Origin of the sequence: Oceanisphaera ostreae (assembly GCF_042676125.1) — a bacterium.
In the GTDB taxonomy this organism is placed as follows: Bacteria; Pseudomonadota; Gammaproteobacteria; order Enterobacterales; family Aeromonadaceae; genus Oceanimonas; species Oceanimonas ostreae.
On sequence record NZ_JBHTJS010000047.1, the window covers coordinates 1 to 16,715 of the forward strand.

11 protein-coding genes and 1 tRNA gene are annotated in these 16,715 nt (G+C 45.1%); 7 read left to right on the plus strand and 5 right to left on the minus strand.

All coding sequences use genetic code 11. The annotated features are described in order from the left end of the window. Positions 1–98 precede the first annotated feature (98 nt). A complete protein-coding gene (locus tag ACFQ1C_RS12235; RefSeq protein ID WP_379558901.1) occupies positions 99–599 on the minus strand; it encodes a GNAT family N-acetyltransferase in 501 nt (166 codons plus the stop codon). Between the two features lie 225 nt (positions 600–824). Then, the gene (gene pdxH, locus ACFQ1C_RS12240) at positions 825–1,460 is read right to left on the minus strand and encodes a pyridoxamine 5'-phosphate oxidase (RefSeq protein ID WP_379558902.1); all 636 of its coding nucleotides are present in this window, start codon (positions 1,458–1,460) and stop codon (positions 825–827) included. 245 nt (positions 1,461–1,705) lie between these two features. Between pdxH and ACFQ1C_RS12245 the strand changes: the two genes are divergently transcribed. Beyond that, positions 1,706–2,215 carry a glycine cleavage system protein R gene (locus ACFQ1C_RS12245; RefSeq protein WP_379558903.1) on the plus strand — a complete coding sequence of 170 codons (510 nt, stop codon included), beginning with the start codon at positions 1,706–1,708 and terminating at the stop codon, positions 2,213–2,215. Positions 2,216–2,582: 367 nt separating this feature from the next. On the opposite strand, the gene tadA is transcribed toward ACFQ1C_RS12245, so the two are convergent. Continuing rightward, a complete protein-coding gene (tadA, locus tag ACFQ1C_RS12250) occupies positions 2,583–3,077 on the minus strand; it encodes a tRNA adenosine(34) deaminase TadA (RefSeq protein WP_379558933.1) in 495 nt (164 codons plus the stop codon). A 185-nt stretch (positions 3,078–3,262) separates the two neighbouring features. On the opposite strand from tadA, the gene ACFQ1C_RS12255 reads away from it, so the two are divergent. Continuing rightward, a tRNA-Pro gene (locus ACFQ1C_RS12255) sits at positions 3,263–3,339 on the plus strand. Positions 3,340–3,854: 515 nt separating this feature from the next. Here ACFQ1C_RS12255 and ACFQ1C_RS12260 read toward each other — a convergent pair. Together ACFQ1C_RS12260 and ACFQ1C_RS12265 are read right to left on the minus strand one after the other, a co-directional pair. After that, a complete protein-coding gene (locus tag ACFQ1C_RS12260; protein ID WP_379558904.1) occupies positions 3,855–5,363 on the minus strand; it encodes a hypothetical protein in 1,509 nt (502 codons plus the stop codon). Then, a complete protein-coding gene (locus ACFQ1C_RS12265) occupies positions 5,363–7,015 on the minus strand; it encodes a hypothetical protein (protein ID WP_379558905.1) in 1,653 nt (550 codons plus the stop codon). The genes ACFQ1C_RS12260 and ACFQ1C_RS12265 overlap by 1 nt, the downstream gene beginning before the upstream one ends. Before the next feature lie 323 nt (positions 7,016–7,338). Here ACFQ1C_RS12265 and ACFQ1C_RS12270 point away from each other — a divergent pair, with 323 nt between their 5' ends. The 5 genes from ACFQ1C_RS12270 (at position 7,339) to ACFQ1C_RS12290 (ending at position 16,705) form a co-directional block, all read left to right on the plus strand. Next, on the plus strand, positions 7,339–8,100 hold the full coding sequence (locus ACFQ1C_RS12270; protein WP_379558906.1) for a hypothetical protein: 762 nt from the start codon (positions 7,339–7,341) through the stop codon (positions 8,098–8,100). 1 nt (position 8,101) lies between these two features. Next, positions 8,102–8,647, plus strand: coding sequence for a DUF1788 domain-containing protein (locus tag ACFQ1C_RS12275; protein WP_379558907.1), 546 nt, complete (start codon positions 8,102–8,104; stop codon positions 8,645–8,647). 9 nt (positions 8,648–8,656) lie between these two features. Continuing rightward, positions 8,657–12,130, plus strand: coding sequence for a BREX system P-loop protein BrxC (gene brxC, locus ACFQ1C_RS12280; protein WP_379558908.1), 3,474 nt, complete (start codon positions 8,657–8,659; stop codon positions 12,128–12,130). A gap of 290 nt (positions 12,131–12,420) precedes the next feature. Next, on the plus strand, positions 12,421–15,624 hold the full coding sequence (locus ACFQ1C_RS12285) for an Eco57I restriction-modification methylase domain-containing protein (protein WP_379558909.1): 3,204 nt from the start codon (positions 12,421–12,423) through the stop codon (positions 15,622–15,624). Further along, complete coding sequence (locus ACFQ1C_RS12290; protein ID WP_379558910.1) at positions 15,617–16,705, plus strand: AAA family ATPase; 1,089 nt, start codon at positions 15,617–15,619, stop codon at positions 16,703–16,705. Before ACFQ1C_RS12285 ends, ACFQ1C_RS12290 begins: the two co-directional genes overlap by 8 nt. Positions 16,706–16,715 lie beyond the last annotated feature (10 nt).

The window sequence follows — 16,715 nt, forward strand, 5'->3', positions numbered from 1 at the left end:
CCCAACGCATATGCACAGCAACTTAATGCTGCTTAAACTGGTGTCTACTTTAGTCGGGCCATTCCAGTCGGGCCATTCCACTCTCCCCCCTTCACCCTTCACCCTTCACATTTTTCAAATGCAGGATGGTAAGTTACTAGCCCGCTTGGGGCCGGTTGTTTAAATGCCATCGCCATCAGCTGCTCACCCGTATCGGATGCTGCATACTCTAGACCAAGCTCAAGAGCTGGCTTAAAGCCAAAGCGGCTGTAAAATCGTGGATCACCTAATAACACCACGCCGGCCCAATCCAGCTCATTAGCGCTGTCTAGCACAGATTGGATCATGGCAGTAGCCACCCCTTGGCGCTGGCAATCTGGCCACACACTAATGGGAGCCAACGCCAGCCAGCCGATGTCTTCACCATTAATAAACACCGGGCTCATAGCCAGATGACCAATAATGGCACCCTCGTATTCGGCCACTTGGCTTAGGCTAATGGCAGCTTGCTCACGCAATGCCCACACTAAATCGGCTTCATCTTCACGATCAAATGCCGTGCACACTACTTCGTCTATCTCGTCACCGTCACCTGGTCGTTCTGTTCTGCAAATTAGCATAAATTACCTTTACAGCTATTTTCGCCACGGAATCCACAAAACCCACGGAAAAATAGAGATCAAATCTGAAAGTACATATCTTATTGTTAAGATCTCAAACAGAGGCGTTAAGGCAGCCACTTTCCCAAGATCTTTGCTTTGCCGATAAAGACAACTTTCACTCTTATAGCATGTTAATTATGTCGTGCGTTCTTCGTCTGTACGACTTGCTGACCGCGATTACCTTTAAGGTGCTAAACGATCTACCGACCAGCCGTCTTGTTCACGCTGGTATAAAAAACGATCGTGTAAACGATTGGCACCGCCCTGCCAAAACTCCACAGAGTCAAACTTCACCCTAAAGCCACCCCAGAAGCTCGGCAATGGCACTTCGCCATTAGCAAATTTTTGCTTCATTTCTAAAAACTTGCCTTCTAGCACGCCGCGAGCCGAAATGCGTGACGACTGTGGTGATACCCAAGCACCAATTTGGCTATCTTTGGGCCGGCTACTAAAATATTTCATTACCTCGAGCGTCGATAGGCGCTCAACTTGACCAGTAACGTGTACTTGTCGCTCTAATCCATGCCAAGGGAACAACAAGCTAATGCGAGGATTTTGAGCAAGCTGGCTGGCCTTGCGACTACCCATGTTGGTATAAAAAATAAAACCTTGTTCATCTACATGCTTAAGCAGCACGATGCGCTGATAAGGTTGTCCTCGATCGTCTACCGTGCCCACTACCATGGCAGTGGGATCACCGAGCTCGGCGGCAACGGCCTGTTGCATCCAAGTTTCAAATAAAGCGAGCGGATTATCAGGCAAGCTCTTGCGGCGCAGGCCGCCTTGCAAATATTCACGCCGATAGTGGGCCAGTTCCATAGACTTGTGTCTCGTAGTTCGCGATAGCTTATTGTGCTCGGCACATCGGCAATTGGCAAGGCACGCCAATCTTTAGTGAGAACATAAACGTGATTATTGAGCCTACCGCCAGGGGGAGTGTTGCCTCTTACTTATCAAACATTGGGTTTACACTTGGAGTTTACACAGTCTAAATACTCGCCTACTTTTAATAGGATGTAATAACTGAGAAAACACAGTTATTTATACCATTAGGAGTACATTTGATGAAAACGCTGGTCGCCACCATTATAGGTCCCGATAAAGCTGGTTTGGTTAAGCAGTTAGCCACTTTAATTAAGCAACATCACGGCAGCTGGCAAGCCAGTGCTATGAGCGAACTGGCCGGTTACTTTGCCGGTATTATAGAAATTAGCGTGCCGCAAGAACACAGTCAGGCACTGAGCGACGCATTACAGCAACTGCCCGACTTTCAGATCCAGCTGCTTGACGCTAAACAATCCGCGCAGGCGGGTCAAAAACTAGCATTAACGGTAACGGCAAACGACCGAATTGGTATCATAGATGAAGTAACAGAGGTACTAAATCAGCTCAATATTAGCGTTAACACCCTTAAAACCGACAGCTATTCTGCCCCCACAACGGGCACGATGCTATTTGAAGCCAAGAGTATGCTAACTCTGCCCCACGACCAAACCTTACATAACTTGAAAGAAAAATTAGAAGCACTAAGTGATGATTTAGTGGTAGATATCGACCTGATCGCCACGCTATAGCATAAAACAGACGATATAGGTAACAAAGCCAAGTCAAAACCATTTTGCCACGGAATCCACAGAACCCACAGAACCCACAGAACCCACGGAAAAATTAACATAAGATAATAGCGAAAAGTGCTAAGCCATCTAATCGGTAAGAGCAAGGCCCTTGTAGGGTCCAATTCATTGGACCAAAAGCTGAAAATGGTCGAATGAATTCAACCCGACAAAACCGCAGCCCAAAAGGCCGAGTCTGGCTAGTTAAGGAGTTTTCAGATTTGAGCTCTATTTTTCCGCTGGTTTCGTGGATTCCGTGGCAAAGATAGATTTAGTGTTATTGCACCCTCTTCACCCTTCACCCACTGTTTTCGTGGCAAATAAAGCTCTATTCTCGGTCTGTCGCTTGTTTGCGGGCGGCTTTTTTCTCTGCTCTGCGGCGTTTAAAAAAGGCACTAAGTTGAGTGGCGCATTCGTCGGCCAATAATCCCGACTGCCACGCGACTAAGTGATTAAGCCCAGGTGTGGCCAGCAGCTGTAACACCGAGTCTAGCGCACCGGTTTTAGCATCAGCCGCGCCATATACAACACGTTGAATGCGGCTGTGTACCATGGCGCCTGCGCACATCATGCACGGCTCTAGTGTTACATACAGTGTGCAGTCTAACAGTCGATAATTGCCAACTACTTGTCCTGCCTGGCGTAACGCCATTATTTCGGCATGAGCCGTCGCATCGTGACTGCCAATCGACTTGTTCCACCCCTGCCCTATGCACTCACCATTCAACACCACTAAGGCACCTACAGGGACTTCATCTTCCGCCTCTGCCTTGGCTGCCAGCAACATAGCTTGGCGCATCCAGTATTCGTCTTGTTCATTCATCAATATACCGCTTTTGTTAGCGAGGGCCTGTTCGCTGAGTATTATGTCAAAAGACACACTCAGCGCCAATACGATTGGTTAATCGTTGAAAGTGCTCCACTTTGAGCAAGAAAACAGCAAACGAACACAAATAATCAAAAGGGGCTTGCAGCTCTATCGGCCGCTCTATATAGTTACTTTCGATTCGGCGTGTAGCGCAGCTTGGTAGCGCACTAGCATGGGGTGTTAGGGGTCGGAGGTTCGAATCCTCTCACGCCGACCAAATCAATCAATGACTTAGCCTACTTTTATAAAGTAGGCTTTTTCATTTCTAGCGCACAGTCATTTCTGGTAGTGAATTGGTAGTGAAATGGCCAAGGCTTAAATCCTCACTAAACCAGACTCAAGCTTCAGTATTCTTCTTTCAGCCCCAGCGCTGCCTTCTACTAAGCAAGTAAGCTTACGCAATCATTCTCCGGCTACAAAGCTACTTCTGAACGTTCCTCGCCGTCATAACCAACCAAAGCTGAAATACATCAAAGCTCAAGCAAGCTGATAACCACTTCAGAACTCTTTCCGTTATGCCTCGTACTCATACTCAACTAGCTCCACCATAAATGAAAATAAAACTCAATCTCACTTAAGGAGATTTCACGGATAAAATTGCAAACGTAATATCAGGGTTAATCACCCGGCTTAAGTAACTGTATTGAATTGATCCAAAAAACCGCAAGTTAACAACTTACGGCTTTTATAGCTGAAGAGAGCTATCACACACCTAGTAGAAGGCTCAGCTAGCTAACCACTCTTGAGTAACCTTTTATACTCAGCATCCAGATGTTCGTTAGCGGCATCAATGTCAAGACCACCAGCCTTATACCAGACCCGCAACTCTTTTACAGCTAAGGTACCAAATCTCGCCCAAGCTAGTACGTTTGAGCGCAACATAAACTGTACGATGTCGCCACCTGACCGTAGCCCTGCATCTACGCCGTCAACTACACATAATGTTCCATGTGCGACAAGCAGCATACGTCGTAACTCTGGATTATTGGCCGTAGGTACACAGTCCTTCCACTCCTTCTTGTGATAGACCCTCTGCTTAAAAGTCCATGTTAGGCGAGTTAGTAGCTCTGCAATTAGCACGGGCACAGCGAGCGCAATCCCATGCCTCATGTCATATCCTTGCTCAAATACTTTGACAGCTACCTTAGCAAAGGTATCTCTATGCTGACCAAAGGAACCGAAATCCAAAAACTGTAACATTGAGTAAAACGGCATAGGTATACCAGTACCGCGTCTACTATTACCAGCTGATCCACTAGAGCCAGCCATATCCGAAGCTAAGTGTCCCAACCAGTTACAGAACCCCGCAAAAATCTTTGCGGGAAAACTTCCGCCCTTTAACTCAAATGTCTCCGTATCAATCGTGATCAGTCGTCCATCACTAACAAATGTAGACGTACTATTGAACTGGTTAACTATCGAGAAAAACAAGCCAATAAGATCTGGAGAGTGAGCTAAGTTTTTAATGTGATGGTTGGTTGGTAATAAATTCCTGACTTTACCATCAGTACCAGTCGAGCCCGTCTTGTTAGTGTGTGTCTGATCATAATTAACTTTAAACTTTCCTTCTAAAAAAGCGATAGCACTTGCTTTTTTATTACTCGCTTTTAGCCCCCCCTTCCATCCCAATATCTTAGCTAAACCCATCACTGCATTATCAACGGCCTGGTCTGCACCTTTCCCGATAGAACCGGTACCAGGGAGGCCAACAAATAAGACATCAACAAGTCCTGCGATCATGCCGCAAGTTCCAGCCAGCATGTAATCGTACTTATCGCAATTAGCTGCTTTATAGGTTAGGTCTTCATCGATACGCTTCTCTACTACAATACGCTGTGATTCAGTCATCAAGCGTATAAAAGGATCACCATTTAAATCCACACCGTTTTGTTCTGCATAACCGCGTACTGAAAGCATATAGTGAGCCCAGTCTGCACTATCCCCTTCTATTACCTCTAAGAGCGATATCTGATGGCTAGCCTCAATACTACCGGTATCAACCTGTAAGGCAGCCTCGACCTCTCGCTCTAAAGTTAGATTACCGATGTCAAAATCTATCCCCTCACCCGCCATTAAAGCCTCTAACTGAGCATCCAAATCGTCTAAGGCATCTAAGTTATCGCTACGGAGATCAGTCAGGCTTTCAATACCACTTCTGACCTCTCCTAACTTTCGCTGCGCACCTGATTGCTGATGCTGCTGCACCAGCAAAGCATCAGTTGCATCCTTAAACCTTTCCATTAAGAAAACATTCCTTTCAACTTACCTTTAATTGCAGCCTGGGTGCTTGAATAATCTAGGAGTTCAAAGACTTGGCCAAGCTGCTCCATCTCTCTTGAGTCTTCACTTTCAATTAGTCGCGCTAACTTAGTTTCAACCATAACGCCATCTTTTTCTTCTTCTACAATATGTTCCTGATAAAAACGCATTACAAAATCGAAATACTTACTCTTATCATGATCCTTGGTCAGTGTTTTTAAACGAGTAATATCAAGAAACTCTGGAGATTTAAGGCGTTCTTTGTCTGCTTCAGCCTGTTCCGTTTTGGTTCCAATAACTCTAGATGCACGAATATACTGGGAGAGCTTGGAAGCTAACTGGTTTAGCTTCTCCTTAGTAACGTGTTCAGCCGACAGTGCAGATGACAATTCATTAGTAAGGAAATTGATATCCTCAATAACTATATTAATAGTGCGTTGGCTTTGACGGATAACTTCTTGCAGCATAAGCTCACGACGCTTATCGCCTTCCTCAGCTCCGGTGCCTGTTAAGTGCTTAATACCCTTATACGCCACAACGCCTAGAATAACTGCCGCACCTATACCGGTTGCCATGCTTGATAATCCAAGCGCTCCGCCCATACCCAATGTGGCAAGCCCTGAAGTCATACCTGCAGCAGACAGACCCATTACAGAACCCGAGAGATACACAGCCCCTAAAGGCACTCCGACAGCGCCAGCTTTAGCACTTAGCTCTTTGAGACTCTTAGTAATAGCAGTGTCTGTATAAGCCCGGTCAAGGATTTTTCTATCGTTGACAATCGCCATTTGAGCCAGTTCTATCTCTGCATCACTTACTTGAAAAATATCGCGGTTCTTTTGCAGAAATCCGAAGTCGCTAGAATCGCTCTTAGTAAGAGAGGAATTTACACTAATGAGGTCTTTTACTAGAGAGATTTGTAATGACTTTGCCATACCATCAGGTGCTTGAGAGTGAATAGCTTTAACCAGTTCATCCAAAGGCTCTATGTTGTCCGCGCTGCCTATGTACTGTCTTATTGAGTAGCGCGACTCTACGCTTAGCCGCAACCTGGTCATTAATTGCAATATTTCAGCAAACTCACCATCATCAACTTCGCCATCATTATCAAAAGCCATATTAACAACCACCTTTATATAGGCTACTTTAAGGCTCTCTGATAACTCTTCGATAGGTTGCAGCTGACTTTGCTCTTCATAATCTTCGAATTCAGTTATGACGCTACTGAGGATCTCCGCTAATTTAATAATATTTACTAAAGAAACGCTCTCTGCTTTTATCTCTTTGCCATCTTTTTTCGTGAAAAGTAAGAAGCTTTTCTTTGTTTCTTTCCCCTTCGCGTTAGTACTAACTAGCTCAACATGCTCGACTGTCTCAAGATCTTCATAAGAAATTTCAATCGGACTCTCAAAGGCTGGTTTGAAAAACACCTTTAGCCCTGTCAGAAGAAAGCCTTCCTTGGCGCTGCCGAATAATGTGTTATCACAAATCCCAATCACTGTGGCTGGATCACTATCCAGTTTGAAAGCATTAACTGCATTGCTTAGTTTTTTACCATCTATTTCTGGTGCTATATAGGTACGGTTACCCATCTCACTTAATTTTTCTTTGAGAAATTGATTAATTCCAGACATGATCATCCCTTTTTTATAAATATATTTTTATCAACATTTATTTTATCATATAGCTTCCCACATACTTCTTCTACTTATACGGAAACAGATCAAGATTATGAACTAAAGACTAAAAAATTTACTTAACTTGAACAAACTTGTTGCTTTAATGAGCTATAAGAAGATATTAATGAGAAGATTTAAACTCGGATAAAGCGTTTTTTTAAATAAATTGTGCTAATTAATCACCAACGTCCCCCAACCCCGTGAGACCAACGTCATATCAGGGTATAATGCGGCTATAAGCATTAAAGAACGGACGGCGGTGTCTACCGATTTAAATTATGATAGAAAACAATAAGTTAGAAGAGTTAGGTTTTAAGTTCGGTAAGAATGGTGCGCACTCTGCGCGTAGCATGATGATTGAAGATCTTAAGCATTTGCTGTTCTCTCGTGACGAAAGTGCCAGCAGAGCGGATTTCGAAAGCGACATTATCAACTTTAACATCTTGCATAAACCGACAGAAAACTCGCGAAAGTTGACCTACCGCCACCTTATCGACCTTTATGCGCTTGATAATAACGTCCTGTTGTTTAAGGTGTTACGTCAGTGGTGGGAGTTGAATGAAGACACTCAAGCCATACTGGCGCTGCAACTTGCCATCGCGCGTGACCCACTACTGCGCGGTTCAGCTGAGCTTATCTTACAGCTAGAGACTGGTGAGCATTTGGCCAGAGAAACCATGGAAGCCTGTTTAGCGCATGATGATCCCGATCGCTTTAGTGCCGCCTCTTTAAAATCGTTTTCACAAAATATTAATGGCACCTGGACTCAAGCTGGCTATCTATCTGGCAAGGCCAAAAAGTATCGGGAGCAGCCAAAGGTAAGCTACGTCAATGTCGCGTATGCGCTGTTTCTCGCCCACTGCCATGGGTTAAGCGGGCAACGCTTATTCGAGAGCTTTTGGTGCCGTATGCTGGACCAGGATAAAGAAAGACTATTTGAATTAGCACACAGAGCTTCATTAAGAGGCTTAATTAACTTTAAGCATGCCAGTGATGTCGTGGAAGTGACCTTCCCGCACATTGATTTTTCTGAGGTATAAAATGTCAGACCGGCTCACTAAACTACTTACCAGCTTTGAAAGCCACATTAGCATCCCTTGGCCCTCTGCCGTGTCTTCTGATGAACGTACTATTTTTTTGGTTTATCACAAAGAAGATGAGCTAAAACTACGTGCTCGCACTGAAGAGTTTGAACTCGCCTGTACTAATAATCATCACCCCTGGCTGCTGCTCGATATTAGCCACAGCTTTGAACGATGGATGGTAGATCAAGACTACAAAGAAACCTATTTTGAAGATCCTGAATATTTAAGAGGGATCTATGACGATTTTTCCGATGAGCTAGTAGAAACACTTAGTGAAAGCGTGCTAGAAAATCAAAGTGCCGATAGTGTGATCGCATTATTGGGCTGCGGCACCTTATTTGGCTTTGCTTCTGTATCGGGCCTGGTGGAATCGTTAGCTGAAAAAATAACAGGGCGTTTAGTCGTATTCTTCCCCGGTGAAGTACAAAACAACAATTATCAATTACTCGATGCCAAAGACGGCTGGGGCTATCACGCTACCGCCATTTCTGCTACGTCATAAGGAAGTTCAATGCTTAATCGTGAAGTATTTGTCAATGATCCGGTAAATAGCCGCTTAGCTAATAACGGCGTAGCAAAAGTAAAAGATGACTTATCTAAAGGTGCGCTAGAAACTCTGGAATATGAGTTAAAAACCTTCGTGTGTGATGGTGCTTATGCTAAAGGTATGCACAATATTCTAAGCAACTATCTCTCTGCTTTTAAAGCCAGCGGTGAGCAGCCCAGTGTTTGGATCAGTGGCTTCTTTGGCTCAGGTAAGTCTCACTTAGCTAAAATGCTGCGTACACTTTGGACGAACCAAACGCTGAACGATGGCTCAGATGCCCGCTCTATTACTGATCTTCCTGCCAACATTGCCGGCCTGTTTGATGAACTGTCTTCTCTGGCCGCCGGCAACGGTGGCCTTTATGCCGCCTCGGGTACCTTAGGTGCGGGGGCTGGCAACAGAGTACGCTTAGCCTTATTGGGGATTGTGTTTGAGTCAGCGGGATTGCCAGAACAGTATCACCTGGCGCGTTTTGTAATGTGGTTAAAGTCTCAAGGCGTACTAGAGCAAGTACAAGCTTATGTAGAAGCAAACGCCAAAGCTAAACCTGGCACTAATACCTGGGATAAAGAGCTTAAAAACCTGCACGTCTCCCCTATTCTGCACAATGCCGTATTAGAAGCTATTCCTGGTTTTGCGTCAGACAACAAAGAAGTACGCGAAATGCTACGTGCTCAATACGTTATTGTTGATGATGTCACTAACGATGAAATGGTAACTGCGCTGGTTGATGCTATCTCTAATGATGGTGAGCTACCTCTAACATTAATCGTGCTGGATGAAGTACAGCAATACATTGGCGACAACATCCAAAAAGCGCAAGATGTGCAAGAGGTAGTTGAAACTTGCAGTGGCGCTAGTGCCCTTAAATCTAAGTTACTGTTTGTAGCTACAGGGCAAAGTGCACTAACGGGCATGGCTAACTTGCAGCGCTTAATGGGCCGCTTTCAGGTGCCAGTACAATTAGAAGATACCGATGTTGATGCGGTGATCCGTAAAGTGATATTGCAGAAAAAAGAATCCGCTAAGCCTGCAGTACAAACGGTGATCGACGATAACTTTGGTGAAATCTCGCGCCATTTGCGTGGCAGTACCATAGAGAACAACAAAGATGACGAACAATGGATGGTACCAGACTATCCCTTGCTGCCAGTACGCCGTCGTTTTTGGGAGCGTGTATTACCCGCCCTTGATAAAACAGGTACCGGCTCACAGCTACGCAACCAGTTAAGAGTGGTGCACGAGGCTCTAAAGAGCACAGCAGATAAAAAACTGGGTTATGTGGTACCCGCTGACTTCTTATACGAGCAAATTGCCACTAACTTGCTACAAACTGGTGTGATTGGTAGAGACATCTACGAAACCATTAGCCGTAAAGGTGCAGGTAATGAAGAAGAACAACTGCAAGGCCGCTTGTTATCTCTGATCCTCTTAATCAGCAAGCTGCCCACAGACACAGAGCACGGCATTCATGCCACCATAGATATCCTGGCAGACCTGCTACTTGAAGATTTATATAACGATAAACATAAGCTACGACCATTAGTGCCTGAAATGCTAAAAGTGCTAGAAAGCGAGCACCTAGTGATGGCTCGTGAAACCGCACAAGGTCAGGAATACAGCCTACAAACCGTAGAAAGCCAGGCTTGGTACGATGAGCTACGTCGTCAAGAAAACGACTTAATGGGCAATCCACAAACCTTAGAAACCTATCGCAGTAAAGAAATTCAAAGTTATGTTCGTAAACAAGTGGCCCAGGCCAGGATCACTCAAGGTGCCATGGCCGAGTCGCGCCAGGTAATAGTAGAGTTTGAGTCTACCTTACCGGCAGATGCGGATAAGCGTATTTATGCCTGGGCGCCAGAACAAACTGAAAATGGCTTTAATACATTATCCCGTGGTGCGGATCCGGACAGTGCCACTATTTATATTTATATCCCTACCACCCATCGCAGTGAGCTTAATAAAGCCATTGTTACCTTAAAGGCCGCAGAAAACACCTTAGAGGTAAGAGGTCGCGCCACCACAGATGCCGGTCGTGATGCACAGCAAGCCATGGAAACTCGCCTGCGAGAAGCAGAACGAGCCAAAGGCCAATATTTGAAAGAGATTTTCTCTGACATTCAAGTGTGCCTTGCCGGTGGCCAAGAAGTTGCTGGCGATACACTAACGCAGCAAATTGAAAGTGCCGGAGAGATAGCTTGCCTACGCTTGTACAACAAATTTAAAATAGCTGACGACCGTGGCTGGGCAAAGGTATATGACTCTGCCAGCAAGTTTGCTGATGCTAATGCTTTAGAAAAGCTAGGCTTTAAAGACGAGCCTGGCAAGCATCCGGTGTGTGTAGAAATGAATCGCTTTATTGGCATCATGAAAACCGGTAAAGAGATCCATGATCACTTTCGGCTGGCGCCTTATGGCTGGAGCAAAGACGTTATTGATGGAGCCTTATACGCCATGCTGGCGGCAGGCTTACTAAAAGCCACGGATGCACAAAGCAAAGCCATTGATGTAAAAAGCCTGGATCGCTCTTCGGTCACCCAAACCAAGTTTCGACCAGAGAACGTCACCTTATCTAAAGTACAGCTAATTAAAGTGCGCAGCTTAGTCTCTACATTATTAGGGCAAGCTTGTAATGCGGGGCAAGAAGCCAGCTTACTGCCGCAAGCCATTAGCCGAGCCAAGCAGGTAGCAAATAGCGCCGGTGGTAAGCCGCCGCTGCCTATGGCACCTAGCACGGCTTTACTCTCTGATCTAGAAATCTACTCGGGTAACGATCAGTTACAACAAGCCCACGCTAATAAAGATGCTATTGAGAGTGAGTTTGATAGCTGGCAAAAGCTGGCAGAGAAAGCCGCTGTGCGCAACAAGCAGTGGGCCAAGTTTGAAGAAGCCATTAAGTACTGCAAAGACTTGTCCATATACGCCGAGCTAGAACAAGAACGTGACGCCATGATTGCTAATCGCAGCTTGTTAGCCGATCCCTGTCCGGTGAATCCCTTGTTACAAAAGGCAACCAGCACGCTAAGTGATGCCCTAACTGCCCACAGAGGCGAGTATGAAGCTGAGCACCAGGCGTGCCAATTGGATTTAGAAGTGGATGAAAACTGGCAAAAGTTAGACGAAGCCAAGCGCTGCACTTTTTTAGCGAAACGTAATTTAGACAAGATTCCAGAGATTAGCATTAGCGATATAGATGCCGCCTTTAACTCGCTGGATGACATTAGCTTTGATCAGTGGCGAGATAAAACTTCAGCCTTGCCCAGTATTTTTGACCAAGTGCTAAAAGATGCCATCAGTGAGCTACAGCCCAAAACACAATACTACCGACTCAATAAGCCAATCTTGAATAACGAGCAAGAGCTAGATAGCTGGCTAACCACCATAGCCACAGAGCTGCGAGCCGAGTTGGCTAAGGGGCCAGTAGTACCAAGCTAAGTGTTTTATAAGCGCTTGATAAGTACTTGATAAAAATAATATTTTAAACCCGCCCTGCACCGGCGGGTTTTATGCATTCAGTAGGAACAGCAATGAGACAGCCACTCGATAGAAAATTACGCAGCCAACTAGAAAATACAGTCATAAAGGCGCGTGAGATAGCCGAAAACGCTACCTTTGAAGCCTTACAACGCTTAGGCGTTGCCGCCAGCCAAGCACCCAGTTATCTAACAGAAGCTGAACGTAAACTGCGTAATGAACTGCGTGCTCATGCCCGCCAGCTAGGCGACGTGTTGCAAGACGGCAGCCAACAAATTGAACGGCTTAGCCATGAAGTGGCTTATGGCCACTGGCACCGCATGTTGTTTGCCCGCTTCTTGGAACAAAACAACTTATTGATGTATGACCAATACACAGCGGTAACCTTAGAAGAATGCAGCGAATTGGCAGAAGAAGAGCCAGATTGTAAAGACGGCTGGGAGTTAGCCGGTCGTTTAGCGCAAAAAATGCTGCCGCAAATATTTCGTACCGACTCGCCGGTGTTTGCCATTAAGTTTTCGATTAACCACATCAGTGCCTTAGAAGAACTGATCGCAGCTCTGGATGTAAGCACCTACCAGGCACAAGACAGCTTGGGTTGGTGTTATCAGTTTTGGCAGAATAAAAAGAAACAACAAGTAAACGACTCTGGCGTTAAAATTGGCGCCGAAGAACTGGGCCCAGTAACTCAGCTGTTTACTGAACCCTACATGGTGAGCTTTTTGCTCGATAATGCCTTAGGCGCCTGGTGGGCGAATAAACAGCTAACACAAGATGATTTAGTACGCGCCAACAACGAGCAAGAGCTACGCGAGCTAGCTGCTATAGATGGTGTGCCGTTAGAGTATCTGCGCTTTGTTAAAGACGAAGACACTCAGCAATGGACGCCCGCCGCCGGCGGCTTTGAGAAATGGCCAGAGCATTTAAGTGAATTTAAAGTACTGGATCCTTGCTGCGGTTCAGGGCACTTCTTAGTTGCCGTATTCTTGATGCTAGTGCCGCTACGCATGCAGCTAGAAGACCTAACGGAACAAGCCGCCGTTGATGCAGTATTACGCGACAACATTCACGGCTTAGAGCTAGACCAGCGCTGTCTTGAGCTAGCGGCCTTTGCCTTGGCACTGGAAGCCTGGCGTTATCCGAATTCAGGTGGTTACCGCGTATTACCAGAACTCAATATAGCTTGCTCAGGACTATCTATTACTGAAGCACAAAAAGAATGGAAGGACTTAGCTAAAGGTGATGAAACCCTGTCTGAGGCAATTAGCTGGATGCAGGACACCTTTAAGAATGCGCCAGTTTTAGGCAGTTTGATTGATCCAACTAAAGATATTAAAAGTAATTTCCCTGCACCTTGGGAACTACTAAATAATATTATAAAAAATAAGTGCACTGTCAGCCTTGAAACAAAATCAACGACAAATGAATTAATAAAATTAACAATAATTTTAAGTGGGAAATATTCCTTAGTAACAACAAACGTACCTTATCTAGGAAGAGCAAAGCAGCCTGATTTATTAAGGAACTTCTCTGACTTTGAATATAAAAAATCCGCTCAAGATTTAGCTTCAACATTCATTGATCGTATCCAATACTTTTTAGGTGACAATGGAATAAGTTGCATTGTAGGCCCCCAGAATTGGACTTCCCTTAAAACTTATAAAAACTTTAGGCAAGACTACTTTTCCAAAAACTCTCCATATCTTGTCGCAGAGCTTGGCCCGGGATCTTTTGATTCAATTCTTTATGATTTCAACTTTACTTTACTATTGACAGGTAAAATAAAAAATAAAAACACCTTTGAATATTACACTGTAATTGCGAAAGAAGAACGTGGAGTTGAAGTTCGATCCTCACAGGTAGTAAACACAGAGATTTCAAGAATATATAATAATGAAATAAATTGTAATCAAGATTTTAGGCTAATTATTCAACCTCTAAATTCAGGGGTACCTTTATCTCATTATTGTGATTTTTATTGTGGTATTCAAACGGGAGATAATGATAAATTTGTAAATAAATATTGGGAATCTAAAGTCTGGAGCGAAAATTGGGTTTTGCAACAAAGAACTCCGTCCTCAATTTCTTTCTTTGATGGTCTACAGCAAGTTGTATATTGGGAAAGTGGCATTGGCGAAATGTCAAAACAGTCTGGTTTCCGAGATCGATTATCGAAAAAAATTAAGAGTAGCTTAGATGATGTAGGTATAGGCTTCGTTGTCCATCGTATGGGAGATTTATACAGTACTATTGCCTCTGCTGAGTTATATGACCAAAACGGCGCAATCTTAATCCCCAAAAAACGTGAATACGCTACAGCGATATGGAATTTTATTAGTTCAAGTGATTTTCGACTTGAGATAAGAAAAATTGACAGCAAGGTAGGGGTAACTCCAGCAACTCTTGTGAAACCTGCTTTTGATTATGATAAATGGTCTTTAAGTAATAATCTTAACTTTCTGCCACAGCCATATTCAGATGACCCAAGCCAATGGATATTCCACGGCCATCCTTGCGCCTCAGTAATTTGGCATGAAGAAACCAAAACTACAGCAGTCGGTGCCCTACGCCAACAAGACGATACCGTACTGCAAGTAGCGATAGCTCGTTTGCTGGACTACAAATGGCCTGCAGAACTAGACACTGAAATGGAACTAGCACCTGAAATGCGCGAAGTCATGCTACTTAACGCAGATTTCAACGGCCTAGAAGATGACGATGGTATAGTTTGCTTGCCCGCAGTGCGTGGCGAAAAGAATGCCGTCAGCCGCTTAGAGGCAATATTGCATAAAGCTTATGGCACAGCCTGGTCTAGCACGGTAGAAGCTAACTTGCTGAAAGCCGTCGGGGCTAAAGATCTAGAAAGCTGGCTGCGTGATAAATTCTTCGAGCAACATTGTAAGCTGTTCCAGCACAGACCTTTTATTTGGCAGATTTGGGATGGTCTAAAAGACGGCTTCTCGGTGTTAGTGAATTATCATCGCCTAGATTACTCAGGTCTAGAGCGCCTAATTTATACCTACCTGGATGACTGGATTGGCACCCAAAAACGCGACCTTGCCGAAGGCAAAGACGGCGCCGATATTCGCTTAACCGCTGCCGAAAACTTGAGAAAGCAACTGGAAGACATTCTTAAGGGTGAAAACGGGCTCGATATCTTCGTTCGCTGGAAGCCACTGGCAGAGCAGCCTATCGGCTGGAACCCGGATCTTAACGATGGCGTACGTCTAAACATTCGTCCCTTTATGTTAAGCAAAGAGGTAGGTAAAAAAGGCGCCGGTATACTGCGTGCCAAGCCTAATGTTCACTGGAAGAAAGACCGCGGCACAGACGTAGAGTCAGCCCCCTGGTACACCCTCGGCCTTGAATATGACGGCAAGCTAGGTGACAGAATTAACGAACATCACTTAAGCTTGGCGGTAAAGCGGGCAGCAAGAGATGAAGCCAATGAGTAAGATAGACACCTTAACCATCCGAGGTTTTAAGTCTATTCGTCAGTTAGACAAACTCGCCCTCAATGACCTAAACGTATTGATTGGTGCCAACGGCGTGGGTAAAAGTAACTTTATCAGCTACTTTCGAATGCTTCACGAACTCGTTGAAGGCCGTTTGCAAGTGTGGACCAGCAAACAAGGCGGTGCAGATCGCGTATTGTGCTACGGGCTAAAAGAAACCCAGAACCTGCAAACGGTGATCCGCTTTGGTGATAATGGCTACCTGGCAGATCTTGAGCCTACAGTGGATGGGGGCTTCACCTTTGCAAAAGAGCAGCTTTATTTTGATGGGCCCTACTTTGGTAAAACACGGCCCGATTTAGGCTCGGGCCATAATGAATCTAAACTTAAAGGTAGAACCTCGAGTGTTGCTAAGTTTTGCTATGCGGCGATTTCTGGCTGGAAGGTGTTCCACTTTCACGACACCAGTGACACTGCAGCGGTTAAGCGACTCGGTGCCGCACACGATAATGAGTATCTGCGTAATGATGCGGCTAACTTAGCCGCTTATCTCTTTAAACTGCAGCGCGATAGTCCAAATGTTTATAACAAAATTTGCCGCACCATCAAGCTTGCGGTGCCCTTTTTTGGCGACTTTGTACTTAAGCCAATTATGTTGGCTTCTGGCGAAGAGCAGATTCGCTTGCTGTGGCAACAGGCAGACAGTGACTATCCGTTGTGGCCAAGTCAACTCTCGGATGGTTCGCTGCGTTTTATCTGCTTAGTTACCGCCTTACTGCAACCTAATCCGCCTTCCACCATCATTATTGATGAGCCTGAGCTAGGTTTGCACCCTTATGCCATTACCTTGCTGGGTGCACTGCTGCGCTCTGCTTCAAAACGGATGCAAGTGATTGTCTCTACTCAGTCTGTGGCGTTACTCAATGAGTTTGAATTAGACGACTTAATTGTGGTGGAGCGTGAAGACGGCGCCTCTATCTTTAAGCGCCTTGATGCCGATCAACTTGAAAGTTGGCTTGAAGATTATTCCATTGGTGAGCTATGGCAGAAAAACATTCTTGGTGGGAGGCCGTCTAAGTGACCTCAATAAC